19 protein-coding genes are annotated in these 25,184 nt (G+C 70.5%); 10 read left to right on the top strand and 9 right to left on the bottom strand.

Translation table 11 applies throughout. From position 1 onward, the window contains the following. Window positions 1–4: 4 nt before the first annotated feature. The 5 genes from QTI20_RS21900 to QTI20_RS21880 all read left to right on the top strand — a co-directional run bounded on the left by QTI20_RS21900 (window position 5) and on the right by QTI20_RS21880 (window position 5,216). Window positions 5–1,297, top strand: a complete 1,293-nt coding sequence (locus tag QTI20_RS21900; protein WP_286554341.1) for a replication-associated recombination protein A — start codon at window positions 5–7, stop codon at window positions 1,295–1,297. 243 nt (window positions 1,298–1,540) lie between these two features. Then, complete coding sequence (locus QTI20_RS21895) at window positions 1,541–2,470, top strand: branched-chain amino acid ABC transporter permease (RefSeq protein WP_183024582.1); 930 nt, start codon at window positions 1,541–1,543, stop codon at window positions 2,468–2,470. 12 nt (window positions 2,471–2,482) lie between these two features. Continuing rightward, window positions 2,483–3,661, top strand: coding sequence for a branched-chain amino acid ABC transporter permease (locus QTI20_RS21890; RefSeq protein ID WP_503011438.1), 1,179 nt, complete (start codon window positions 2,483–2,485; stop codon window positions 3,659–3,661). Window positions 3,662–3,679: 18 nt separating this feature from the next. Then, window positions 3,680–4,450, top strand: coding sequence for an ABC transporter ATP-binding protein (locus QTI20_RS21885; protein ID WP_286554343.1), 771 nt, complete (start codon window positions 3,680–3,682; stop codon window positions 4,448–4,450). Window position 4,451: 1 nt separating this feature from the next. Then, window positions 4,452–5,216, top strand: a complete 765-nt coding sequence (locus QTI20_RS21880; RefSeq protein ID WP_183024579.1) for an ABC transporter ATP-binding protein — start codon at window positions 4,452–4,454, stop codon at window positions 5,214–5,216. Between the two features lie 48 nt (window positions 5,217–5,264). On the opposite strand, the gene QTI20_RS21875 is transcribed toward QTI20_RS21880, so the two are convergent. Both QTI20_RS21875 and QTI20_RS21870 read right to left on the bottom strand, forming a co-directional pair. Further along, the gene (locus tag QTI20_RS21875; protein ID WP_286554344.1) at window positions 5,265–6,236 is read right to left on the bottom strand and encodes a Bug family tripartite tricarboxylate transporter substrate binding protein; all 972 of its coding nucleotides are present in this window, start codon (window positions 6,234–6,236) and stop codon (window positions 5,265–5,267) included. Between the two features lie 46 nt (window positions 6,237–6,282). Then, complete coding sequence (locus QTI20_RS21870; protein ID WP_286554345.1) at window positions 6,283–7,347, bottom strand: CDP-6-deoxy-delta-3,4-glucoseen reductase; 1,065 nt, start codon at window positions 7,345–7,347, stop codon at window positions 6,283–6,285. 40 nt (window positions 7,348–7,387) lie between these two features. Here QTI20_RS21870 and QTI20_RS21865 point away from each other — a divergent pair, with 40 nt between their 5' ends. The 4 genes from QTI20_RS21865 to QTI20_RS21850 all read left to right on the top strand — a co-directional run bounded on the left by QTI20_RS21865 (window position 7,388) and on the right by QTI20_RS21850 (window position 12,866). Then, window positions 7,388–8,308, top strand: coding sequence for an NAD-dependent epimerase/dehydratase family protein (locus tag QTI20_RS21865; protein WP_286554346.1), 921 nt, complete (start codon window positions 7,388–7,390; stop codon window positions 8,306–8,308). A gap of 62 nt (window positions 8,309–8,370) precedes the next feature. Continuing rightward, window positions 8,371–9,627: a cation:proton antiporter gene (locus tag QTI20_RS21860; RefSeq protein WP_286554347.1), complete on the top strand. Its 1,257-nt coding sequence runs from the start codon at window positions 8,371–8,373 to the stop codon at window positions 9,625–9,627. A gap of 17 nt (window positions 9,628–9,644) precedes the next feature. Beyond that, window positions 9,645–11,102 carry a sensor domain-containing diguanylate cyclase gene (locus QTI20_RS21855; RefSeq protein WP_286554348.1) on the top strand — a complete coding sequence of 486 codons (1,458 nt, stop codon included), beginning with the start codon at window positions 9,645–9,647 and terminating at the stop codon, window positions 11,100–11,102. Between the two features lie 111 nt (window positions 11,103–11,213). Beyond that, the gene (locus tag QTI20_RS21850) at window positions 11,214–12,866 is read left to right on the top strand and encodes a putative bifunctional diguanylate cyclase/phosphodiesterase (RefSeq protein WP_286554350.1); all 1,653 of its coding nucleotides are present in this window, start codon (window positions 11,214–11,216) and stop codon (window positions 12,864–12,866) included. Window positions 12,867–12,872: 6 nt separating this feature from the next. Here the strand turns inward: QTI20_RS21850 and QTI20_RS21845 are convergent, their stop codons facing one another. The 7 genes from QTI20_RS21845 to bcsD all read right to left on the bottom strand — a co-directional run bounded on the left by QTI20_RS21845 (window position 12,873) and on the right by bcsD (window position 24,495). Further along, complete coding sequence (locus QTI20_RS21845) at window positions 12,873–17,183, bottom strand: cellulose synthase subunit BcsC-related outer membrane protein (RefSeq protein WP_286554352.1); 4,311 nt, start codon at window positions 17,181–17,183, stop codon at window positions 12,873–12,875. After that, window positions 17,159–18,337, bottom strand: coding sequence for a cellulose synthase complex periplasmic endoglucanase BcsZ (bcsZ, locus tag QTI20_RS21840; protein ID WP_286554353.1), 1,179 nt, complete (start codon window positions 18,335–18,337; stop codon window positions 17,159–17,161). Before bcsZ ends, QTI20_RS21845 begins: the two co-directional genes overlap by 25 nt. A 16-nt stretch (window positions 18,338–18,353) precedes the next feature. After that, window positions 18,354–20,564: a cellulose biosynthesis cyclic di-GMP-binding regulatory protein BcsB gene (gene bcsB, locus QTI20_RS21835; protein ID WP_286554354.1), complete on the bottom strand. Its 2,211-nt coding sequence runs from the start codon at window positions 20,562–20,564 to the stop codon at window positions 18,354–18,356. A gap of 65 nt (window positions 20,565–20,629) precedes the next feature. After that, window positions 20,630–22,804: a UDP-forming cellulose synthase catalytic subunit gene (gene bcsA, locus QTI20_RS21830; protein ID WP_286554355.1), complete on the bottom strand. Its 2,175-nt coding sequence runs from the start codon at window positions 22,802–22,804 to the stop codon at window positions 20,630–20,632. Window positions 22,805–22,847: 43 nt separating this feature from the next. Beyond that, window positions 22,848–23,642, bottom strand: coding sequence for a cellulose biosynthesis protein BcsQ (bcsQ, locus tag QTI20_RS21825; RefSeq protein ID WP_286554356.1), 795 nt, complete (start codon window positions 23,640–23,642; stop codon window positions 22,848–22,850). Between the two features lie 2 nt (window positions 23,643–23,644). Further along, the gene (gene bcsR / locus QTI20_RS21820; protein WP_286554357.1) at window positions 23,645–24,022 is read right to left on the bottom strand and encodes a BcsR/BcsP family cellulose biosynthesis protein; all 378 of its coding nucleotides are present in this window, start codon (window positions 24,020–24,022) and stop codon (window positions 23,645–23,647) included. After that, window positions 24,019–24,495, bottom strand: coding sequence for a cellulose biosynthesis protein BcsD (gene bcsD, locus QTI20_RS21815; RefSeq protein WP_286554358.1), 477 nt, complete (start codon window positions 24,493–24,495; stop codon window positions 24,019–24,021). The genes bcsR and bcsD overlap by 4 nt, the downstream gene beginning before the upstream one ends. A gap of 448 nt (window positions 24,496–24,943) precedes the next feature. Between bcsD and QTI20_RS21810 the strand changes: the two genes are divergently transcribed. Further along, on the top strand, window positions 24,944–25,180 hold the full coding sequence (locus QTI20_RS21810; RefSeq protein WP_286554359.1) for a hypothetical protein: 237 nt from the start codon (window positions 24,944–24,946) through the stop codon (window positions 25,178–25,180). Window positions 25,181–25,184: the final 4 nt, after the last annotated feature.

The following is a 25,184-nucleotide window of genomic DNA, read 5'->3' as shown; positions in this document are numbered from 1 at the left end:
TGCCATGGCCATTTCCTCCCTGCCTCCTCTCGCCGAACGGCTGCGCCCCCGAACCCTGGCCGAGGTGATCGGCCAGCAGCACCTGCTGGGCCCGGGCATGCCGCTGCGCATCGCCTTCGAATCCGGCCAGCCGCATTCCTGCATCCTGTGGGGACCGCCGGGCACCGGCAAGACCACCATCGCGCGGCTCATGGCCGACGCCTTCGACGCGCAGTTCCTGAGCATCAGCGCGGTGCTGGGCGGCGTGAAGGACATCCGCGAGGCGGTCGAGCGCGCCACCGTGGCGCGCGACGGCCTCGAGCAGCGCCGCACCATCGTCTTCGTCGACGAGGTGCACCGCTTCAACAAGAGCCAGCAGGACGCCTTCCTGCCGCACGTGGAGTCGGGGCTGTTCACCTTCATCGGCGCCACGACCGAGAACCCGTCCTTCGAGGTCAATTCGGCGCTGCTGTCGCGGGCGGCGGTCTACGTGCTGCAGTCGCTCGACGAAAAGGACCTGAAACAGATCGTCGCCAAGGCCCAGGCCATCGAGGCGGTGCCGGCGATCGAGGAGAACGCCATCGACCGCCTGGTGGCCTATGCCGACGGCGATGCGCGCCGGCTGCTCAACACGCTGGAGACGCTGGCGGTCGCCGCGGGCGCGGAGAAGCTCGCGCAGATCACCGACGAATGGCTGCTGCGCGTGCTCGGCGAGCGCATGCGGCGCTACGACAAGGGCGGCGAGCAGTTCTACGACACCATCAGCGCGCTGCACAAGTCGGTGCGCGGCAGCGACCCCGACGCCGCGCTGTATTGGTTCGTGCGCATGCTCGACGGTGGTGCCGATCCGCGCTACATGGCGCGCCGCTTGGTGCGCATGGCCAGCGAGGACATCGGCCTGGCCGACCCGCGCGCGCTGCGGCTGGCGCTCGATGCGGCCGAGGTCTACGAGCGGCTGGGCACGCCCGAGGGCGAACTGGCGCTGGCCGAATGCGTGATCTACCTCGCGGTGGCGCCCAAGTCCAACGCGGTCTACAAGGCCTACAACGAGGTCAAGGCCTTCATCAAGAAGGACGGCACCCGGCCGGTGCCCATGCACCTGCGCAATGCGCCGACCCGGCTCATGAAAGAGCTCGACTACGGCAAGGGCTACCGCTACGCGCACGACGAGGAAGACGGCTTCGCCGCGGGCGAGACCTACCTGCCAGAGGGCATGGCATCGCCGGGCTTCTACCGGCCGGTGGAGCGCGGGCTGGAGATCCGCATCGCCGAGAAGCTGCGCAACCTGCAGAAGCGCAACACCGACGCCGACAACTGAACGCCAGGCCGCCGGCGCGGCGCAACACGCGCCGATGACCTTTGTGAACACCCCGAAGTCAATGGGTAAAGCACCGGGCACGGGGGCGTCGATTCGGCCCAAACCCGTGACTACAATCCGGCCAAACCCGTCGGGAGCTACCTGCTGGCGGGTTTTTTGCTAGAGGAAGCCACGGGGCCCATCCGGGGTCGCCGTGAAGCGAAAAGCACCGTTCAAAGGTGCCATCACATAGGGTTGCTCGTTATGGAAATATTGCTGCAGCAGATCATCAACGGTCTGGTCCTCGGCAGCATGTATGCCTTGATAGCCCTGGGCTACACCATGGTGTACGGCATCATCAATCTGATCAACTTTGCGCATGGCGAGGTGCTGATGGTCGGGGCCCTGACCAGCTGGACCATCATCGGCATGATGCGGGAGTCCATGCCCTGGCTCCCCGGCTGGCTCATGCTGCTGATCGCGCTGATCATCGCCTGCGTGGTCGCCGCCACGCTCAACTTCGTGATCGAGAAGGTGGCCTACCGGCCGCTGCGCAACAGCCCCAAGCTGGCGCCGCTGATCACCGCCATCGGCATGTCGATCCTGCTGCAGACGCTGGCCATGATCATCTGGCGCCCCACCAACAAGGCCTATCCGACGCTGCTGCCCAGCGAGTCGATCGTGGTGGCCGGCGCCTCGATCTCGCCCACGCAGATCATGATCCTGGTCGTGACCGCGGTCTCGCTGGCGATCCTGACCTGGGTGGTGAACTACACCAAGCTGGGCCGCGCGATGCGTGCCACGGCCGAGAACCCGCGGGTGGCCGCGCTGATGGGCATCCGGCCCGACATGGTGATCTCGGCCACCTTCATCATCGGCGCCGTGCTGGCGGCCATCGCCGGCGTGATGTACGCCTCCAACTACGGCATCGCGCAGCACGCCATGGGCTTCGGCCCGGGCCTGAAGGCCTTCACGGCGGCGGTCTTCGGCGGCATCGGCAACCTGGCCGGCGCGGTGGTCGGCGGCATCCTGCTGGGGCTGATCGAGGCCATCGGCGCGGGCTACCTGGGCACCGTCACCGGCGGCGTGCTGGGCAGCCAGCACAGCGACATCTTCGCTTTCGTCATCCTGATCCTGACGCTGACCGTGCGGCCCTCGGGCCTGCTGGGCGAGCGCGTGGCGGACCGAGCCTGAGGAACAGCCATCATGAAAAGCAAGAACCTCCTGGTCTTCCTCATCGCGGCGATCGCGCTGCTGGCGCTGCCGCTGCTGCTGCAGACCCAGGGCAATGCCTGGGTGCGCATCGTCGACATCGCGCTGCTCTACGTGCTGCTGGCGCTGGGCCTGAACATCGTGGTGGGCTACGCCGGCCTGCTCGACCTGGGCTACGTGGCCTTCTTCGCCATCGGGGCCTACCTCTACGCGCTCATGGGCTCGCCGCACCTGACCGAGACCTTCCCGGCCTTCAAGGCGATGTTCCCCAACGGGCTGCACACCTCGCTGCTGATCGTGATCCCGCTGGCGCTGGGGTTGGCCGGCGTGTTCGGCGTGCTGCTGGGCGCGCCGACGCTGCGGCTGCGCGGCGACTACCTGGCCATCGTCACGCTGGGCTTCGGCGAGATCATCCGCGTGTTCCTCAACACGCTGGACCATCCCTACAACGTCACCAACGGCCCCAAGGGCCTGGACGCGATCGACCCGGTGCACTTCTGGAGCCTGAACCTGGGCAAGCCGCTCAAGCTGGGCGACTACACGATCTCCTCGGTCTCGCTCTACTACTACCTGTTCCTGGCGCTGGTGATCGTCACGGTGATCATCTCGCACCGGCTGCAGCTCTCGCGCGTGGGCCGGGCCTGGATGGCGATCCGCGAGGACGAGATCGCGGCCAAGGCGATGGGCATCAACACCCGCAACCTCAAGCTGCTGGCCTTCGGCATGGGCGCCAGCTTCGGCGGCATGTCGGGCGCGATGTTCGCGGCCTTCCAGAGCTTCGTGTCGCCCGAGTCCTTCAGCCTGATGGAGTCGGTGATGATCGTCGCGATGGTGGTGCTGGGCGGCATCGGCCACCTGCCGGGCGTGATCCTGGGCGCGGTGCTGCTGGCGGCGCTGCCCGAGGTGCTGCGCTACGTGGCGGGCCCGCTGCAGGCCATGACCGACGGCCGGCTCGACGCCTCGATCCTGCGCCAGCTGTTCATCGCGCTGGCCATGATCGTGATCATGCTGGTGCGCCCGCGCGGCCTCTGGCCCTCGCCCGACCACGGCAAGTCGCTCAAGCGCAAGGGCAGCGATGCCACGCCGGTCACGCCGATCGAGGCCCCGGGCGTCGACAGCCCGGCCGATGCGGTGCCCGGTTCGCCGTCGCGCCCGATGTCGATCAATCCCTGAGATGGCAGGAAACCCGAAATGACTGAAACCATCCTCGAGGTCCGCGGCATCTCCAAGCGCTTCGGCGGCCTGCAGGCGCTGTCCGATGTGGGCATCAAGATCCAGCGCGGCCAGGTCTACGGCCTGATCGGCCCCAACGGCGCCGGCAAGACCACCTTCTTCAACGTGATCACCGGGCTCTACACGCCCGACAGCGGCAGCTTCGAACTGGCGGGCAAGGCCTACCAGCCCTCGGCGGTGCACGAGGTGGCCAAGGCCGGGATCGCGCGCACCTTCCAGAACATCCGGCTGTTCGCCGACATGACCGCGCTCGAGAACGTGATGGTCGGGCGCCACGTGCGCACCCATTCGGGCGTGATCGGCGCGATCCTGCGCACGGCGGGCTTCAAGGCCGAGGAGGCCGCGATCGCGCACCGCGCGCAGGAACTGCTCGACTACGTGGGCATCGGCAAGTTCGCCGACTACAAGGCGCGCACGCTGAGCTACGGCGACCAGCGCCGGCTCGAGATCGCGCGCGCGCTGGCCACCGACCCGCAGCTCATCGCGCTCGACGAGCCGGCCGCGGGCATGAACGCCACCGAGAAGGTCATGCTGCGCGAGCTGATCAGCCGCATCCGCAAGGACAACCGCACCATCCTCCTGATCGAGCACGACGTGAAGCTGGTGATGGGCCTGTGCGACCGGCTCACCGTGCTCGACTACGGCAAGCAGATCGCCGAAGGCACGCCGGCCGAGGTCCAGAAGAACGAAAAGGTGATCGAGGCCTACCTCGGCACAGGAGGACACTGAGATGAACGAAACGATTTCTCCCGTGGCGGTGCCGGCCACCGCCCAGCCCGCGGGCAAGGTGCTGCTGAAGGTCAGCGGCCTCAAGGTCGCCTACGGCGGCATCCAGGCCGTGAAAGGCGTGGACTTCGCGGTGCACGAGGGCGAGCTGGTCTCGCTGATCGGCTCCAACGGCGCCGGCAAGACCACCACCATGAAGGCCATCACCGGCACCTTGCCCTTCCTCGACGGCGACATCGAGTTCCTGGGCCGCAGCATCAAGGGCCGCGGTGCCTGGGACCTGGTGGGCGAGGGACTGGTCATGGTGCCCGAAGGCCGCGGCGTGTTCACGCGCATGACCATCACCGAGAACCTGCAGATCGGCGCCTACATCCGCGATGACAAGGGCGGCATCGCGGAAGACATCGAGCGCATGTTCACGATCTTCCCGCGGCTGCGCGAGCGCAAGGACCAACTGGCCGGCACCATGTCGGGCGGGGAGCAGCAGATGCTGGCCATGGGCCGCGCGCTGATGGCGCGCCCCAAGGTGCTGCTGCTCGACGAGCCTTCGATGGGCCTGTCGCCGATCATGGTCGACAAGATCTTCGAGGTGGTGAAGAACGTCTACGACCAGGGCGTGACCGTGCTGCTGGTCGAGCAGAACGCGAGCCGCGCGCTGCAGATCGCGGACCGCGGCTACGTGATGGAGTCGGGCCTGATCACCATGACCGGCGACGCCAAGGTCATGCTCGACGACCCCAAGGTCCGGGCGGCCTACCTGGGCGAATGAAAAAGCCGCCCTCGGGCGGCTTTTTTCCGGGTGCTGACGCGGCGCGCGTCAGTCCACTTTGGCGCCGGTGGCTTTGACGACCTTCTCGTACTTCGCCAGCTCGCTCTTCATGAACGCGCCGAACTGCTCGGGCGTGTTCGACACCGGCTCGGCCAGCAGGTTGGCGAAGCGGGTCTTGGTCTCGGGCGAATTCAGCGCCGCCACGAAGGCGTGGTTGAGCTTGGCCAGCACCTCGTGCGGCGTGCCGGCGGGCGCCACCAGGCCCCACCAGGTGTCGATCGCGAAGCCCGGTAGCGTGGCCGCTACCGCGGGCACGCCGGGCAGCGACGCGCTGGGCTGCGCGGTGGTCACGGCGATGGCCTTGAGCTTGCCCGAGCGGATGTTGGGTGCCGCGGTCGCGAGGTTGTCGAAGTTGAAATCGACCTGGCCCGACAGCAGCGCCAGCTGCGCCGGGTTGCCGCCGTTGTAGGGGATGTGCACCGCGAAGATGCCGGCCTGCTGCTTGAACATCTCGCCGGCCAGGTGGCCCGCGCTGCCGTTGCCGCCGCTGCCGTAGTTGAGCTTGCCCGGGTTGGCCTTGGCGTAGGCGATCAGCTCGGGCACGGTGTTGATCTTCAGGCGCTGCGCGGTGTCGGCGTTCATCACCAGCACGTTGGGCACGCGCACCATCTGCGTGACGGGCGCGAAGTCGGTCGCGGCGTTGTAGGGCATGCGGCTGTAGAGCCAGGGGTTGACCGCGTTGGTGGCGGTCGCGGCGATGCCGATGGTCAGGCCGTCGGGTGCGGCCTTGGCCACCGCATCGGCGCCGATGTTGCCGCCCGCGCCGGGCTTGTTGTCGATGATCACCGTGCCCAGCGACTCCTTGACGCGCTCGGCCAGCACGCGCGCCGTGACGTCGATCGGGCCGCCGGCGGCATACGGGACGATCAGGCGGATCGGGCGCTGCTGCGCGCCGGCGTGGAAGGCGCTCAGCGCGGCGGCGCCGGCGAGCAGGGTGCAGAGGAAGTGTCGGGTGTTCATGTTGTGTGTTGTCCTTGTCTCTGTCGATGCGGGCCAGGGTCCCGGCTCAGGGCTGGGCCTTGTCGGCTTCGGTGGTGAAGGCGTCGGCGAAGAATTCCTCTTCCGGCAGCGCGGCCTCGGCCACGTAGTCGCGCTTGGCCGAATCGACCACGATCGGCGCGCCGCAGGCGTACACCTGGTGGCCCGACAGGTCGGGGAAATCCTCCAGCACCGCGCGGTGGACGAAGCCGGTGCGGCCGGTCCAGTTGTCCTCGGGCACGGCGTTCGAGACCACCGGCACGTAGCTCAGCTGCGGCATGGCCGCGGCCTGCTCGCGCACCCAGGCGTCCATGTAGAGGTCCTCGGGGCGGCGGCCGCCCCAGTAGAGCGTGGCGGGCCGTTCGATGCCCTTGTGCTGCATGTGCTCGATCAGCGCCTTGATGGGCGCGAAGCCGGTGCCCGAGGCCAGCAGCACGATCGGCTTGTCGGAATCCTCGCGCAGGAAGAAGCTGCCGTAGGGCCCTTCGATGCGCAGGATTTCCTTTTCCTTCATCGCGCCGAACACATGGTCGGTGAACTTGCCGCCGGGCAGGTGGCGGATGTGCAGCTCGATGCCGGTGCCGGGCACGGCCAGCGTGTGCGGCGCGTTGGCCATCGAGTAGCTGCGGCGCGCGCCGTCGCGCAGGATGAACTCGACGTACTGGCCCGCATGGAACTGCATCGGCTCGCCGGCCGGCAGCTGCAGGCGCACCAGCATCACGTCGTGCGACTGCTTGCCCAGCGCCAGCACGCGCGAGGGCATCTTGCGGATCGGGAAGGCGCCGGCCTCGGTGACCTGGCGCGATTCGAGCATCACGTCGCTGGTCGGGCGGGCGCAGCAGGTCAGCACGAAGCCGGCCAGCTCCTCCTCGGCGCTCAGCGCCTTGCTCTGGTGCGGGCCGTGCGTGACCTCGCCCGAGAGCTTGCGGCACTTGCAGGAGCCGCAGGCGCCGTCCTTGCAGCCATAGGGCAGGCCGATGCCCTGGCGGATGCCGGCCGCGAGGATGGTTTCGTCGCTCTGGGCCACGAACTGGCGTCCACTGGGCTCGACGGTGATCTGGAAGCCGGAATCGTGCGGCGATGCGCTGGTCATGGGTATTCTTGGAGCTCGTCTCTACGCGGAAGCCCGGATTTTGCCCTCAATCAACAACCCTCCCGGCGCGCTGCCTGCGCGCTTCCGCCGACAGCGTGTCCTGATCGTCGGTTGCGGCGACGTCGGATCGCGTGCCGCGACCCTGCTGCGCGGCCGTGTCCAGCTGATCGCCGTGACCTCCTCGGCCGACCGTGTGCCGGCCTTGCGGGCCGCCGGATTGCGCCCGCTGGTGGCCGATCTCGATGCGCCGCAGGCCCTGCGCCGGCTGGCCGGCCTGGGCACCCGGGTGCTGCACCTGGCGCCGCCGCCCACGGCCTCGGGCGCGCGCGATCCGCGCACGCTGGCGCTGGTGCGCGCGCTGCGGCTGCGTTCGCTGCCCGCGGCGCTGGTCTACGGCTCCACCAGCGGCGTCTACGGCGACTGCGGCGGGGCGCGCATCGACGAGACCCGTCCCGTGCGGCCCGGCACCGCGCGCGCGCAGCGCCGGGTCGATGCCGAGCGCTCGGTGCGCTGGCTCGGCCGCGCGGGCGTGGCCACGCGCATCCTGCGCATCCCCGGCATCTACGCGCCCGACCGGCCCGGCGGCACGCCGCACGAGCGGCTGAAGAAGGGCACGCCGGTGCTGCACAGCGCGGACGACGTCTACACCAACCACATCCATGCCGACGACCTGGCGCGCATCTGCGTGGCGGCCCTGTGGCGCGGCGGCACGCAGCGGGCCTTCCACGCCAGCGACGACACCGAATTGAAGATGGGCGACTACTTCGATCTGGCGGCCGACCTCTACGGCATGGCGCGTCCGCCGCGCATCGCGCGCGAGGCGGCGCGGGAACAGCTGCCGGCCTCGCTGCTGAGCTTCATGGGCGAATCGCGGCGGCTGGACAACACGCGGCTGCGACAGGAGCTGCGGGTGCGTCTGCGCCATCCAACAGTCGCCACCGGGCTGCGGCCCGATTCTTGAATGCGGCGCCCATAATCGCCGCCGGACGTTTATTTAACAAACGTCCACAGAATAAGACCCTGATGCCCACCACCCAGCTTTCCGTCTACTTCTTCCTGCAGGTGGCGGTCGTCATCACCGTCTGCCAGCTGGTGGGCCGCCTGGCGCAGAAGCTGGGCCAGCCGCAGGTGGTGGGCGAGATGATCGCCGGGGTCGCGCTCGGCCCCTCGCTGCTGGGGCTGGCCTTTCCCGAGCTGCAGCGCGCGCTGTTCCCCAAGGAGACGCTGGGCATGCTCTACGTCGGCGGGCAGCTGGGCGTGGGCATGTACATGTTCCTGGTCGGCACCGAGTTCCGGGCCGACCATTTCAAGAGCCGTTTCCGCAGCGCGGCCTCGGTGTCGGCCGCGGGCATCGTCGTGCCCTTCCTGCTGGCCTTCGCGCTGATCCCCTGGCTGCTGACCATCCCGGGCCTGTTCGCGGCCAAGGCCCGGCCCTTCGAGGCGGCGCTGTTCCTCGGCGCGGCGATCGCCATCACCGCCTTCCCGATGCTGGCGCGCATCATCCACGAGCGCGGGCTGGCCGGCACCTCGCTGGGCACGCTGGCGCTCACGGCCGGCGCGGTCGACGACGCGGCCGCCTGGTGCATCCTGGCCATCGTGCTGGCGAGCTTCGGTGGCGCCTGGGGCGGGGCCTACGCGGCGATCGGCGGTGGGGTGCTCTATGCGCTGTTCATGATCTTCGTCGGCTCGCGCCTGCTCAAGCGGCTGGCCGCCCATGTGCGGCCCGAGGCGCCGCTGGGCTCGACCCTGCTGGCCACGGTGCTGGTGCTGTTCTCGCTGAGCGCCTTCGCGATGGACGCGATCGGCATCCACGCGGTCTTCGGCGGCTTCCTGCTGGGCGTGGTGCTGCCGCGCGGCGCGCTGACCGAGAAGCTGCGCGCGCAGCTGCAGCCCTTCGTGGTGATCTTCCTGCTGCCGCTGTTCTTCACCTACTCGGGCCTCAACACCCGCCTGGCGGTGCTGATGGAGCCGGGCATCCTTCTGGCGGCCGCTGCGATCCTGGCCGCCTCCTTCTGCGGCAAGGGCCTGGCCTGCTGGGCCGCGGCCCGCGCCTCGGGCGAGAGCAACCGCGACGCGATGGCCATCGGCGCGCTGATGAACGCGCGCGGGCTCATGGAGCTGATCATCATCAACATCGGCCTGCAGGCGGGCGTGATCCTGCCGGGGCTGTTCTCGATCCTGGTGCTGATGGCGATCCTCAGCACGCTCATGGCCACCCCTCTGTTCAACTGGGTCACGCGTGCGCGCCGGCCGCCGCTGGCCGATCGCGCGCCGGTCTGAAGCCCCCGAAAGAAGACATGTCTCTCTCGACCGATTTCGAATCCATGTTCGACCTGGCGCCGGTGTCGCTCTGGCTGGAAGACTACAGCGGGCTGCGGCAGCTCTTCGACCGCTGGCGCGCCGAGGGCGTGGAGGACCTGCCGGCCTACCTCAAGGCCGACCGGCGGCGGGTCGGCGCCTGCATGGCGGCGCTCAAGGTGCTGCGGGTGAACGAGACCACGCTGCGGCTGTTCGCCGCCGCCGACCAGGACGAACTGCTGGCCGGCCTGGGCCGGATCTTCCGCGGCGACATGGCCGACGGCGTGATCTACGAGCTCGAGCAGCTGTGGCTGGGCGAGCTGCTGGTCGAGAACCAGACCGTCAACTACGCGCTCGACGGCCGCCGGCTCGACGTGCAGCTGCGCGTGCGCGTGCTGCCGGGCCACGAGAGCACCTGGGACCGGGTGCTGGTCTCGCTCGACGACATCACGGCCCGCGTGACGGCGGAGCGCGAGCGCGCGCAGAGCTCGCAGTACGCGAGCGGCCTGTTCGACCATTCGCCGGTCTCGCTGTGGGTCGAGGACTTCAGCGCGGTGAAGCGGCTGCTCGACGACATCCGCGCGCGCGGCATCACCGACTTCAACACCTTCCTCAAGGTGCACCCGGAATTCGTCACCCGCTGCATGCAGGAGATCCGCGTCATCGACGTCAACCGCGAGACGCTGCGCATGTTCGCCGCCGACAGCAAGAAGACGCTGCTGGAGAACATCCCGCGCGTGTTCCGCGACGAGATGCAGGACTCCTTCTCCGAGCAGCTGCAGGACCTCTGGGCGGGCAAGACGCTGCAGCACCGCGAGGTGATCAACTACTCGCTCAACGGCGAGCTGATCAACATCCACATGCAGTTCAGCGTGCTCGAGGCGCATCTGGCCGAATGGGACCTGGTGCTGGTCTCGCTGATGGACATCACGGCGCGCAAGAAGGCCGAGGCCTACCTCGAGTACCTGGGCAAGCACGACGTGCTCACGCAGCTGCGCAACCGCACCTTCTACACCGAGGAGCTCAACCGCCTGACGCGCAAGGGGCCCTGGCCGGTGTCGGTGCTGTCGATCGACCTCAACGGCCTGAAGCAGGTCAACGACGAGTCCGGCCACGCGGCCGGCGACGCGCTGCTGCGCCGCGTCGGCGAGGTGCTGGGCAAGGCGGTGGAGGCGCCGGCCTGGCCGGCGCGCGTGGGCGGCGACGAATTCGCGGTGCTGCTGCCGGCCACCGACGAGCGCGGCGCGCAGGTGACCTGCGAGCGCATCCTGACCATGGTCGACCTCAACAACCAGTTCTACGCCGGGCGCAGCGGCCATTCGCTGAGCCTGGCGATCGGCGTGGCCACCTGTGCCTTCGGCGACACGCTCGAGAGCGCGCTGCTGCGCGCCGACAAGGCGATGTACGAGGCCAAGGCGGTGCACTACGATGCGTATGGCGCGGACCGTCGCCGCTGACATGGCGCCCGCACGCCCGCCCCGGTTTGCGTCAACAATGGATCCCGCCCCGCGTCGCACCGTTTTGTCCTTCTCCTCTTCCTCCCACCTGCCGCACCTCGTGTCTTTGCCATGCCCACCCGTCTGCTTGCCGGCCATCTGAAGATCTGCGACGGGCAGGTCCTCTGGGCGGACGAGGACGCACACGAACTGCTGGGCTACCCGCAGGGTTCGCTCGCCGACCTGCCGTTCGTCGACCTGCATGGATTGCCGCCCGGCGAGGAAAGCGCGCTGTCGGCCGAGCTGCTGGTGCCGGCGCGCGGCGTGGCCGAGGCGCGCCACTTCGTGCTGCACACGCACGAGGGCGGCAGCCTGGTGGTCGACATGCGCGGCGAGCGCATGGACGATCGCTGCGTGCTCTGGAGCTTCGGTCCGGCCAGCCGCAGCGTGCGCGCGCAGCGCATCGAGCTGCTGACGCGCCACGACGCGCTGACCCGGCTGCCCAACCGCATCCCGCAGGTCGAGGAGCTGCGCCAGCGCCTGCACATCGAGGACGGCCGGCTGCTGGCCGTCTGCTACCTCGACATCGACCGCTTCCGCGACATCAACGACCAGTTCGGCCCGATGGGCGGCGACACCATCCTGCGCGAGGTGGCGCGCCGGCTCAAGGCCGCGCTGCCGCACGACGCCATCGTGGCGCGCGTGGGCGGCGACGAATTCGCGCTGGTGGTGGCGCTGGGCAGCCGGCTGCAATGCGAGGACCTGATCCAGCAGGTGCTGGCCCGGCTGGCCCATCCGTACCGGCTGCAGAACCGCTCGGCCCGGCTGCAGGCCAGCGTGGGCGTGGCGCTCATGGCCGACACCGAGCAGCCCACCGAGGTGATGCTCCAGCACGCGCAGCACGCGGTCTTCTTCGCCAAGCGCGCCGGCGGCGGCCAGCTGCATTTCTTCGACGCCGGCCAGGCGCTGGACGAGCAGGAGGGCCTGGAGCTGCGGCGCGACATCGTCGAGGGCGTGGCCCGCAACGAGTTCTGGCTGGCCTACCAGCCCAAGGTGGACATGCGCTGCGGCCGCGTGATCGGCTTCGAGGGGCTGATCCGCTGGCAGCACCCGAAGCACGGCGCGCTGCAGCCGGCCGACTTCATCCCGCTGGTCGAGGACCACGAGCTCATCGAGCAGCTGGGCGACTGGGCCATCGGCGAAGCGTTGCGCCAGGCGGCCGAATGGCAGGTGGCGGGCGTCAGCACCTCGGTCAGCGTCAACATCAGCCCGCGCCACATGCAGCGGCCCGATTTCATCGAGCGGCTGGCCGAGCACCTGGCGCGCCATCCGCAACTGCACCCGGGCGTGCTGGAGCTCGAGATCCTCGAGACCACCGCGATCAAGGACTTCGCCACCGTGGCGGTCTTCATCGAGGCCTGCAAGGTGCTGGGCGTGCCGGTCGCGATGGACGACTTCGGCACCGGCTATTCCTCGCTGACCTACCTGCGCCGGCTGCCGGTGGCGGCGCTCAAGCTCGACCAGTCCTTCGTCAACGGCGTGATCGACAACGCCGAGGACCAGGCCATCGTCCGGGGCATCCTGCTGCTGGCCCGCGGCCTGGGGCGCAAGGCCATCGCCGAGGGCGTGGAGTCGGTGGCCCATGGCCGCGCCCTGATGGCCCTGGGCTGCACGCTGGGCCAGGGCTACGGCATCGCCAAGCCGATGGCGCCGGTGCTGGTGCCGGACTGGATCGCCGACTACGAGCGCGCGCCCCTCTGGGGCCGCGCGCCCGATTGCGCCTGAGCCGGCCTACAACAGCGGCGTGTAGGGCGAGTTCAGCGGGCTGAAGCTCGGCGTCGCCGACGCATTGCCCAGGAAGTTCGACCCCCCGAACAGGTAGCGCAGGTAGATGCTGCCGGTCAGCTGCCGGTAGTTCTGCGCGTTGCTCAGGCCCAGCGCGCCGCCCAGGTAGAGCTGCGGCGCGAGCTGGTACTCGAGCATGCCGGCGAAGTTGTAGGCGAAGCCGGTGTGGCTCTCGCCCGCGTACATGCCGGTGAAGTTGGCGTTGGTGAGGTTGAGTTCCTTGGCCGCGGCCGCCGCCACGTAGGCCGCGCGCTGGCGCACGGGGTCGGTCGGGAAGTAGGGCGCATCGTCCTGGGTGAAGGACTGCACGCCCAGCGAGGCATTGACGCGCCACGACAGCCGGTTGCTGCGCCCGCTCCAGTCCACCGGGAAGGCCACGCTCACATAGCGCTGCGGGCTGAAGTAGCCGCCGTGGCCGAAGGTGAAGTAGCTCAGGTTCTTGTCGTAGGCCATCACGCCCAGGTTCAGGCCGGCGGTCAGCGTGGAGCTGCCGCCGCGCAGGATGTGCATGTACAGCCCGCCGCCGAGCTCGGTGCGGTTGTTGTCCTCGACGTTGGTGCCGGTGAGCACGTGGTAGGAGCCATAGCCGTAGAGGCCGTAGGTGCCGTCGTCGCGCGTGGCGTCGATGCGACCGCCGGTCGCGACCACGCCGCCGCGGCGCTCGCCGCTCAGCGTGTCCTTGGTGCCGGCGAAGGACAGCTGGCTGTCGGTGACCGGCTGGCGCGTGAGGTTGCCCTTGAGCGAGAAGGTGTCGGTGAGCGCGGCCGTGTAGCCGAGGTTGCCGATCACGTTGGTCTCCTCGAAGCCCAGCGGCGTGGTGCCGATGCTGGCGTTGAGGGTCTTGCTCTCGTAGCCCACGCTCAGGCCCACGCCGCTCGCGTTCTGCGAGCCCGGTGGCGCGGCATAGCCCTGCGTCTGCGCCAGGGCGCCCAGCGGCCCTTCGCCGTAGCGGCTCAGCGACGAATAGTCGGCCTGGACCCGGCCGGCATCGATCACCGTCGGCGTGGCCGTGACCACGATCTTGCCGCTGCCCACCGGGATGCGGGCCTGCACCGGCACCTGCAGGTCGGCCAGCTGGCTCAGGCCGGCCTCGCCCGCGCGGTTGCGGTAGACGGTGCCGGCGGTGATGGTGGTGGCGTGCTCGGTTTCGAGCGCCTGCAGTTCGGAGCGCAACGGATCGAGCGGCTGCGAGCTGTTGCGCAGCGCGCCGTTCCAGTCGCCCTCGTTGATCAGCGGCTGGCCGCGCTGCGGCGGCGGCAGCGCGTAGCCGCCGGCCTGCGCGCCGCCGGCCACCGCGGGCAGCGGGTAGAAGGGCGCGGCCGGCGGGTTGACCGGGGCGTTGCGCGCCGCGGGGGCGATCGGGGCCGCGGCCGTGCGGCGCGCGGTGGTGTTGCTGGCCGGGGTGGCGGCGCGGCCGGTGGCCGGCGCGCGGGCCGTGCTGGCGGGCTCGCTCCAGGGCAGGCCGGCGGTGCCGCCGGGCGCGTTGACGTTGCCGTAGGTGGCGGGCGGGCCCGCGTAGCCCTGCGCTGCGAGCGGCGGCAGCTGGCCGCCCTGTGCGGCGGCAAAGGGCAGGGCCCCGCCGCCGCCCTGGAACGCGACCGGCAGCGGCGCCGCGACCGCCTGGCCGCTGAGCACCGCGGCGGCCGAGGGCGCGCCGCCGGTCATGCCGGCGAAGGGATTGGCCGCGGGCGCGTTGACGCTGCCCGGCACCGGCGAGCGGGCCTGGCCGCTGGCCAGCCGGTTCTCGGCCATGACCGCGGCGCGCAGGTACTGCTCGGCGCGCGCGTTGTCGCCGGCGTTGCGGTAGACGCGGCCGGTGGCGGCCAGCGTGCGCGACTGGTCGGGCGCCTGCTTGAGCGCGGCCAGCACGTAGCTTTCGGCATCACCGTGCTCCTTGAGCGCGCTGGCGCTGGCGGCCGCGGCCAGCAGGGTGTCGAGGTCCATCGGCGTGCGCTGCAGCACGCGCTGGTAGAGCGCCAGCGCCTGGCGCTCGTCGCGCGCGGCCGAATAGAGCCGGGCCAGCGCGCCCATCACGCCCACGTCGGACGGTCGCTCGGCCAGCACCGGTGCCAGCGCGTTGTAGGCGGCTTCGAGGTTGCCGGCTTCGCGCAGCGCATCGGCCTGGCGCACGCTCCAGGCGCTGCGCAGGTTGTCGAAGTCGGTGCGCTGGGCGGCCGTCATCTGCGTGGCCTGCAGCTGGCGCAGCACGGCGGTCAGCTCGACGTCCTGCTGGGTCTTCATCAGGATCGAGGCGTAGAGCAGCCGGTCGCCGATGCTCGGGTTGGGGCCGCGCGCGAGCAGCTGCCGGCTCATGGCCAGCGCGCGCGGCGCGTCGCCGACCTCGGCGTAGGCGGTGGCCAGGTCGCCCCAGATGTCGGCCGGGATCTCGCGGCCCAGCGTGGCCTCGGTCTGCGCGAGCAGGGTGCGCGCCACCGCGGTCTGGCCCTGGCGCGCGAGCGCCAGCGCCTGCTGGGTCTGGCCCTGCGCCCAGAGCTTGCGCTGCAACTGGGTCATGTCGCGGGTGCGGGTGGCGGCCGGCACGCGTTCGAGGTACTGCAGGCCGGCCACCGGGTCGCCGGCGTCGGCGGCCAGCAGCGCGCTGGCGTACAGCGCATCGGGCATGTCGGGCTGCGACATCAGCAGGCCGTCCATCACGCCGCGGGCCTGGGGCATCAGGCCCTGCTTGCGGTAGAGGTTGGCCAGGTCGAGCCGGACCCAGGGGCTGTCGGGGTTGACCAGCATCGCGTCTTCCAGCGTGCGCTGGGCGCCGGCCATGTCGCCGGACTCGTTCTGCTGGCGGGCCTGGGCGCGCGCTTGCTCGACGCGCACGTTCTGCAACCCGCCGATCTGCGCCGCCTGTTCGGGCGTGAGCTTCTGCGACAGCGCCAGCGCCTCGTCGGCGCGGCCCTGCCGGGTGTAGACGGTGATCAGGCCGCGGATGGCCTGGGCATCGCTTGGCTTGGCGTCGTAGACGCGCTTGTAGCCCTGCTCGGCCGCGGCCAGTTCGCCCTGCGCGAGCCGGATGTCGGCCAGCGCGATCTGGCCCACGGGCTCGCGCGCGTCGAGCCGCACCGCGCGCTCGAGCAGCGCCTGCGCGGCCGCGGTGTCGTTCTTGTCGCGGGCCGCGTTGGCCTGGCCGATCAGGTTCCAGTAGCTCGCGCTCTGCAGGGCCGAGGCCCACTTGCGGCCGCCGCTGCGGCTGGCCTGCTCGAGGTAGTCCTGGGCCTGGGCGAAGCGCTCCTGGCGCAGCCGGATCAGGCCCAGGCCACCCAGCGCTTCCGAGTCGCCGGGCTGCAGCCGCAGCGCCTGCTGGAAGCGGGCCTCGGCCGTGGCCTGGTCGCCGCGGTCCAGCGCCCGGAAGCCTTCGCCCAGCGGCTGGGCGGCCGGCGAGGCGGGCGTGGCCGCGGCCTGCGCGGTGGTCAGGCTCTCGAGCCGGGCCGAGACGGCCGGGTCGCTCTGGCCTTCGAGGTAGGCCTGGTAGAGCGGCGCATCGGCTTCGCGCGCATCGAGCCAGATCAGCGCCTGGCGCCAGCCGGCGCGCGCGGCGGTGCCGACGCCGGGGCGCTTCGACAGCTCGGCCAGCGTGCGGATGCCTTCGCGGCGCGAGGGTTCGCGGTAGGTCTGCAGCTGCGCCAGCGCCAGCTTGTAATTGAGGTTGTCGGGCTTGTCGCGCACCAGCTGCTCGAGCCCCTTGCGGCCGTCGTCCCAGCCCTGCGGCGTGCCGCCCAGCAGCTGGTAGTACTCGACCGCCAGCGGTTCCGGCGGCGGCTTGTTGTCGAACAGCGTGCGGTAGAGCTGGATGGCTTCCGTCGTGCGGCCGGCCTGGGCCGCGCTGCGCGCGCGCTGCAGGTCGGTCTGCGGGCCGCCGGGCTGCTGCGCCTGCTGCTGGAAGCGCGCCAGGCGCGCGTCCGTCGGGTGCGCGGTGCGCAGGCGGGCGATCCACTCGCGCGCCGCGTCGGCCTTGCTGCGCGAGAGTTCGACCTGCGCCATGCCGTAGAGCGCATCGGCGGCGTTCGGGTCCACGCGCAGCAGCTTGCGCCAGCTCTCCTCGGCCAGGTCGGCGCGGCCCATGCTCTGCCAGTAGTTGCCCTGCTCGACCAGGGCGGCGCTGGCGTCGCTCTGCGCATGCAGCGTGCCGCTGGCGCACAGCGCGCCGATCAGGCCCAGGCAGGCCATCCACTGGCTGGCGGTGGGGCGGCGTGCCCCGGGCACGGCGCCGCGTGGCGGGCGCGTCACGCGGTTCGGGTGGAAGGGCATGCGGGTCTCCATTGGGGTTGCAGCTGTCCGTTGCGGCCGAAGGCGTAGCGGCCATCGAGCCAGCCTTGTCCGAACAACAGCAGCATGCGTTCGTAGTAGGGAAGGGGCGCCGCCGGCACCACGGCGGTGCCGCCGAGGTCGACCGGGATGCGCGCCTGTTGGGCGGTGAGCGCGGCGCTCGCGCCCTGCGCTTTGAGATAGGGCAGCAGCGCGCCGCTGAAGCCGGCCGGGCCGGTGCCGCGCACGGCGCCGGTAGCGGTGTCCACGTACTCGGGCGGCGCCTGCGGCCGCTCGATCACGCGGCGCGGGCCGTAGAGCGATTTGAGCAGCGCGGCGCGCGCCGGCTCCTGCGGATGCAGCATGCCGGCCCAGAGGTAGACCCGGATCGCGTCGTAGCTGCCGACCGTGCCCTTGTCGGGGTCGGCCACGAAGGCCTTCTGTTCGGTGGCCCAGGCGCACCAGTCGGGCGTGAAGCCCTGCGGCGAGGTGTCGACCACCATGCGCACCGTGTTGTCGGCGATCTCCTTCCACGGGCCGGTCGGCTTCTCCTGCTGGAAGCGGCGCAGCAGCTGCAGCGGCAGGTAGCTGGGGTTGAGCCGCCACACCGGGCCGCTGGCCACGTTGCGGCTCCAGGGCAGCAGCATGCGGCCCAGGCCGGGCAGGGTGATCACTTCCTCGCGCTCGACCAGCGCGAGCAAGGCCAGGCCCAGCGTGCGCCAGGCCGGCACTTCCCACAGGCGCGCGGCCTCGAGCAGCGCATAGGCGATCCAGAGGTCGGCGTCGGAGGCCGGGTTCGGGTCGATCACGCCCCAGCCGCCCTCGGTCTTGCGGCCCCATTGCCAGGCCGGCAGGTGCTGGGCCAGGCTGCCGCCGCAGAGGTTGGTCTCGGTCCAGGCCAGCACGCGCTCGAAGCGGCGCCGGTCGTCGTGCACCAGCGCGAAGAACAGCCCGTAGGACTGGCCTTCGGAGGTCGATTGCTGCTGCGGCGTGTCGAAGTCGATCACCCGGCCGTCGGGCTGGATGTGGCGCGCGGCGAAGCTGCGCCAGTCGTCCTGCGGCATGCAGCCGCCGAGCGAGGATTGGGCCATCGCAGGCAGCGCGAGGCCGGCCGGCAGCAGCGACAGGGCGGCGAGCGCGCGGCGTCTTTGCATCATGGCGAAGCCTTCGTCATCACGTGCGCAGCCTCCGGCGGGCCACGCCCTTGAGGCTCGCATAGGCCGCGGCCGCGCCCAGCAGCGCCAGCAGGATCGCCGCGCCGGCCAGACCCAGCGGGCTGCGCGACAGGTTCCATTGCAGCCAGGCCAGCGGCGGCAGCTTGCCGACGTAGTAGCTGTCGCCGGTCAGCACGCTGTGGACCTCGGCGCCGCGCACGATGGCGGTGCTGCCCTGCACGCGCTGCAGCAGGTCGGGCGTCATCAGCGCGTTGAGCAGCGAGGGCTGCGAGGCCGCGTTGCTCACCACCGCGACCACGCTGCGTCCGGCGCGCAGCGGCGATTCGAAGCCGGCCAGCACCGCGTCGCTGCCGTCCTCGGCCACCGTCATCTGGGTGGTGCTGGGCAGGTCCTCGCGCTGGCGCGTGCCGGTGATCAGGTGCAGGTTGTCATCGATCCACTGGCCGAGCTGGAAGGTCCGCGCCTCGGCCTTGCGCTGCAGCGGCATCCGGTCGGCCCATTGGGTGAACAGCGGCTGGTTCTTCAGGTCGCCGATCACCAGCAGGTCCTTGTCGGCCCATTGCGACACGTTGGCCGCGCGGCCCACCGCCACGCGCAGCGCGGGGTAGCCGGTGGCGTTGCCGATCTGGCCGAGCAGCGCCAGGTAGGTCTCGGTGTCGACGGTGCCCGGCTGGTCGGGCAGCACCACCGCGGTCTCGGCCAGGTCGGCCAGCCGGCTGAAGGGGAAGCCGCTGTTGGCATAGGCCGCGAGCTCGGGCATCGCCATGTAGTGCGGGAAGGCGGAGATGTCGAGCGTCGAGCTCGGATCGATCGCGCCGCGCACGTTGTCCAGCAGCGTCTGGCAGTTGCCCGCCGCGGGCTGGAAGTAGTAGTGCATGCGCAGCTGGCTGCGCGAGCCCAGCGCCAGCGGCGGCAGCAGCACCTCGCGGCGCTGGCTGGCGGTGCCGTCGGCCATCACCTTGATGGCCAGCGGATTCCACCAACGTTCGCCGCCGGGGTTGGCGGTGCGCAGCGGCAGCGAGCCGATGAAGTTGTCGTCCACGCTCAGGTTCAAGGTCGACTGGTCGTTGCGCACCCGCGGCGTGTAGCGGTACTGCAGGTCCAGCGGGATGCCGCGCGAGCGCCAGGTGAACAGGTCGGGCGGCATCTGCAGGTTGACCTTGACCACGTCGGGCGTGTAGCCGCTGACGTTGAGGTCGGCCGGCTGCGCGAGTTCGCCCAACTGCACCGGCCGGTCGCTGGCGATCCAGCGCGGCGCGTCGTAGGGCTTGCGCGCGGGCGTCTCCTGCAGGCTGGCGATGGTCGCGCTGCTGCCGCTGAAGGCGCGCGCGTTCAGCGTCAGCGCAGTGGCGGCGCTGCGCAGCTCGCCCGCATTGCGGCCCAGCACCAGCAGCAGCTTGCGCGTGGCGTCCTGCGGGTGGTCGACCACCGTCACCGTGGGGCCGGTGATGGCCGGCAGCGTGAGGCCCGCGATCGCGGTCTCGGGCGTGGCGAAGACCACGGCGTTGCCCGCGGGCAGCGCGTCGCTGGTCACCGGGAAGGTCGCGCCGCGGTAGCCGGCCAGCGCGCCGAACCAGGACGACACGATGCCCGCGACCTCGAGCGTGGCCGAGGAGGGCGTGCCGCCGAAGACGAAGGGGATGTTGGCGCGGCGCACGTCGCGCCGGTCGAAGAAGGGCTGCGGCAGCACCGCCAGGTCGCTCGCCGTCTTGAGCGGCGTGACGCTGAGCCGCAGCGTGCTCGAGGCGTCGATCTTGGCCCAGAGGCTGCTGTGCTGCGGGTCCTCGCACTCGCGCGTGTAGTGGCCGACCAACTCGACGTTGATGCGGTTGAAGTCGGTCACCAGCCGGCGGTCGATCTGGATGTCGGCGGTCTGCGCCTTGCCCGCGCCCTCGCGCGGCAGCGCCAGCGTGGCCACCAGCACGTCGTTGACGCTGACCTTGAGGTGCGACAGCTCGGGGATCAGCGCGGGCGAATAGGCGTAGTTCAGCCGCAGCGCGGCGCTGGTGACCAGTTCGTCGGCGCGCACGCTGAACGGGATGCCCACGGTGCCGCTCACGCCGCGCAGTTGCACCGCGTAGTTGAGGCCCAGCTGGGTCAGGTTGAACTCGCGTGGCGCGCCTTCGGCCGGAGCGGCCGTCGGGAGCGGGCGCGGCTGCGCCAGCGCCGGGTCGGCGGCGCCGCCGGCCCAGGCCAGCAGGGCCAGCATGACAGCGCCGGCGCGGGGCCAGGTGCGCGAATCGCGACGACGGGAAAGGGGAGCGGCCTGCATCATCAGGTGGGTTCCTTGGCGCCAGCCGCGGGTTGCGGCTGGCGGGGTGCGGGGCGCAGCTTCTGCAGTCCCGCGCGATAGTAGTGGGCGAACATGTCCTTGAAGCCGATCGCGCTGATGCGCGCGATGTGGCCGAGCACCCGGTGCACCGCGGCGCGCGGGTGGTTGCCCCAGCGCGCGGCCCAGATGTCGGCCCGGGCCGTGGTGCACTGGACCAGCGCGCGCTCCTGGTCGAAGCTCAGCGGGTCGAACTGCAGGCCCAGCCGCTTGCCGCGGTTGAAGCGCACATGGGCCGGGAAGCGGAATTCGTTGTCGCCGCGGAACAGCGCGACGGTCACGGCGGCCTCGGCTTCGGTCTTCACCTCGGTCGGCAGGTCCAGGCCCAGGCCGCCGGTGGAGAAGTCGTAGGTCTCGCAGCGCATCGAATGGCCGTCGGCGAAGTACAGCGTGGCCGGGATCTGCAGCGCGATGCGGTGCGCGTTGCGCAGCTGGCGCGTCTCGTTGGCCGCGGCCACGCAGGCGCCGAGGATCACCAGGTTGTAGAAGGTCCAGGCCAGGTTGAGCCAGACGGTGGCGATGTTGTCCGAGTCGACCCAGCTCAGGCGCCACAGGCCCGCAGCCACGCCCAGGAAGTTGAGCGCCAGCAGGAACAGGCTGGCCTTGGCGATGGTGGTGTCGAAGTATTCCTTCTCGATCAGGCCGCCCTTGGCCGTCACGTTGAAGCTGCCCAGCTTGGGGTTGATCAGCGCCACCAGCGTGGGGCGGAAGATGTACCAGGCCAGCACCGCTTCGTAGACCTCGTTCCAGAACAGGTAGCGGAAGCGGCCCTGGATCCGGCTGTTGGTGAGGTTGGCGTGGAAGATGTGCGGCAGCGCGTAGGCGAAGATCATCGAGGCCGAGGCGTGGATCACGCTGGCGCCGAAGAACAGGTAGGCCAGCGGGGCGGTCAGGTAGATCAGCCGCGGCAGCCCGTAGAGGAAGTGCAGCATCGCGTTGACGTAGCACAGGCGCTGCGCCCACTTGAGGCCGCGGCCGAACAGCGGGTTGTCGATGCGGAAGATCTGCGCCATGCCGCGCGCCCAGCGGATGCGCTGGCCCACGTGGCCCGAGAGGCTCTCGGTCGCCAGGCCCGCGGCCTGCGGCAGCGCGAGGTAGGCGGTGTTGTAGCCCAGGCGGTGCATCTTGAGCGCGGTGTGCGCGTCCTCGGTCACGGTCTCGACCGCGATGCCGCCGACCTCCTCGCAGATCGTGCGGCGCAGCACCGCGCAGGAGCCGCAGAAGAAGGTGGCGTTCCAGAGGTCGTTGCCGTCCTGGATCAGGCCGTAGAACAGCTCGCCCTCGTTGGGCACAGTGCCGAAGGTGCCCAGGTTCTTCTCGAAGGGGTCGGCCGAGAAGAAATAGTGCGGCGTCTGCACCATGCCCAGCTTCGGGTCCTTGCCGAACCAGCCCATCGCGACCTGCAGGAAGGAGCGGGTGGGGATGTGGTCGCAGTCGAAGATGGCGATGAACTCGCCGGTCGTGTTCTTCAGCGCGGCGTTGATGTTGCCGGCCTTGGCGTGGCGGTTGTTGTCGCGCGTGACGTGGGTCACGCCCACGGCCTCGCAGAACACGCGGAATTCCTCGCGCCGGCCGTCGTCGAGCACGAAGATCTTGAGCTTGTCGCGCGGCCAGTCGATCGACTGCGCGGCCAGCACCGTGGCGCGCACCACCGACAGCGACTCGTTGTAGGTGGGGATGAACAGGTCGACCGTGGGCCACTGGTCGACGTCGTCGGGCATGGCCACCGGCTTGCGCTCCAGCGGCCAGGCGGTCTGCACATAGCCCAGCAGCAGCACCACGAAGGCGTAGACCTCGGCCACCAGCAGGCCGAAGCCCAGCACCAGGTCGAGCGGGTTGTCCATGACCATGGTCTCGGTCAGGCGCCAGTACATGTAGCGCGAGGACACCACCACCGACAGGAAGATCATCGCCAGCGAGCCGAAGCGCCCGGCGAAGCGGTTGATCACCAGCGCCGCGATGAAGATCGCGACCGACAGCGTGAGCTGCTGCTGCAGGCTCAGCGGCGTGATGATCAGCGCCACCATCAGCAGGCCGGTGACGAGCCAGGCGGCCGCGCGCAGCAGGGGATGGCGGCCGAGCAGCGTGTCGTCGGCGTGGGTTTCGGCGGGAGAGGTCATGCGGGGAGCCTGGCTGGAGAAGGCGACGGCGTGGCCATGCCGGTCATCGGTAGAGGTGCGCGCCGGCCGCGGGCACGGCGGCGAAGCGCTCGAGCAGCCGGGCGGTGCAGTGGGCGAAATCGGCGACGGCCTGGCTGTGCGGCGCGTAGTGCCGTACCGTCGTGGCCGAGGCCAGGGCCTCGCTCACGGCCTGGTCCTGCTGCACCACGCCCAGCAGGCGCGGGCCGAGTTCCTCGCGCAGCGTCTGCAGCACGTCGCGGCTGAGCCGGCGCGAGGCATCGGCCTGGTTGATCACATAGGTGCTGGCCACGAAATCGGGGCGCGGGCTGCAGTACTTGTCGACCATGCGTTCGACGATCGGCAGCGTGGCGAAGGAGCCGGCATCGGGCAGCAGCGTCACCACGTTGAGTTGCGACACCCGCAGCGCCTGCTGCAGGTAGACCGAAGGGCCTGGCGGCGTGTCGAGAACCACCAAGCTGTCCTCGGGCAGCCGGAAGGACGCGAGCGTCTCGCCCAGCCAGTGCGGCTGCGTGGCGAGCCGGCCTTCGAGGTCGATCTGCGCCTCGTCGTCGACCTGGCCGAAGGGCAGCAGCACCACGCCCTGGTGGCCGCGCTGCATGGCCTCGGTCCAGCCGCACGCGCCGCGCTCGGCGTCGGCGAGCCCGTGGGCATGCGCCTGCCGCGGGTCGGCGGCCAGATGGAAGCGCAGCGCATTCTGCGGATCGAGGTCGATCGCCAGCACCGGCCGGCCGCCGGCGGCCAGCGCGATGCACAGGTTGGCAGTCACCGTGGTCTTGCCGACGCCTCCCTTGGCGGCAATGACGGACACGACCTGCATCGTCAGCCGGACCGGCGCCAGTGCGACATCAGGCCCTGCGCCGCGGCGGGGGCCGGCTGTGTCGCGCCGGCCAGGCGGGCGAACAATGCATCGAGTTCGCGTGGCGCGGCGGCCGCGGTCTCGGCAGCGGGTGCCGGCACCGGGGCGACGGCCGCCACCACGGGCGCGGCAGGCGCCGGCACCGGCGGTGCAACGGATGCCGGGTCCGGCACGGAGACCGGGGCGGCTTCGGCCGCGGCGCGGGTGCCGTTCACCAGCGGCCAGGCGCCCTGCGCGCGCGGCGATTCGGCGGGTGCGAACTCCTTGTAGCGCGTGGCGTCGCCACCGAACTTGCGGAACAGGCCGGCGACATCTTCCTGCTGGCGGTCGTTGGCGCTCATGCGGCCGCTCTCCCCAGCTTCAGCGCCACCGTGGGCAGGCCGCCGGTCGCGTCCTGCACCTCGGCCCGCACCTTGAGTTCGGCCGGCGAGCCCTGGGTGGCGAACCAGGTCTGGTAGGCGCCCTCGAAGAAGCCCGCGGTCCACTCGGCGGTGTCGGGACCGAAAGCCATCGCCATCGGGCTGCAGGCATGAACGATCGTCAACTGCTCGGCGCTTTCCTCCAGCGTGGCGAAGCCCCAGTCGATCGCTTCCCAGCGTGCATTGAAGGCCGCCTGCAGTTCGGCCAGCGTGTCGCAGCGGGCCACCGGCAGGCTCTTCGCCACGCGCTCGCCGATCCGGAAGAACAGCCGACGGTTCTCCTCAGGGGGCAGGCCGGCACTCAATTCGGCGGCCATTGCACGGTTGAAATCCAGCCATTGCGCAGAGCATGTAATGCGTTCGTAGTAGCCGAGAAGCGAGGTGGTAGTGGTCATGAATTGTTTCTTGATTGTCATGGCGCAATGGCCCGTTGACAACAAAGCTGACCTGCCGCGCGTGGCGATGCGTGTGATCCGGACAACGAATTGTGGGCGGCTGTTTCACGCGTGCCGGACGGCCCCGCGGCGGCGCTGGCGGCCTGGCATTTCGGGCAGCGTGCGCGCCGTGCCGTCGATGCCGGCCCCGAGCACGGCGTTTGTTAACTTAAGTGTGATCTTTTTGCTTGCGAAGCAGGAGGGAAGTAAACACAATTGATTACATGGCAAACGTTTCATCCCTCCCGCTGACCGGCTGGCGCGACACCGGCGGCGCGGCGCGGCACCTGGTGGTCGCTCCGACGCCACGCGTCGCTGATCGCTCGCTCCACGTTCCCACGTGGCGCCCGGCGGCGCCCGGCTTCTTTTCGCGCGCCTGGCCCCAGCGTTCGCACGGGACGGCCCTGCCATGATGGGGCGCGACGACGTGCGTTTCGCACGCCTCGGTCTCGAGGACCTCGGGGAGATCGCGCTGGACCTGCGCATGCGCTCGATCGCCGGCGACGCCACGGCCGGCGCGGTCGCCGAAGCGCTGGAATCGGTGATCCGGCGCCGGCACCTGGCGAACGAGCGCAAGGTGGCGGCGCGCTTCGTGTCGTCGACCTGGCATCGCATGGCGTCCTGGGCGGCGACCACGCGCCAGTAGGGCG

It is taken from the genome of Variovorax sp. J2P1-31 (assembly GCF_030317215.1).
GTDB lineage: Bacteria > Pseudomonadota > Gammaproteobacteria > Burkholderiales > Burkholderiaceae_C > Variovorax.
The sequence above is the reverse complement of the archived record's forward strand: the minus strand, read 5'-3'. Positions and strand labels throughout refer to the sequence as shown.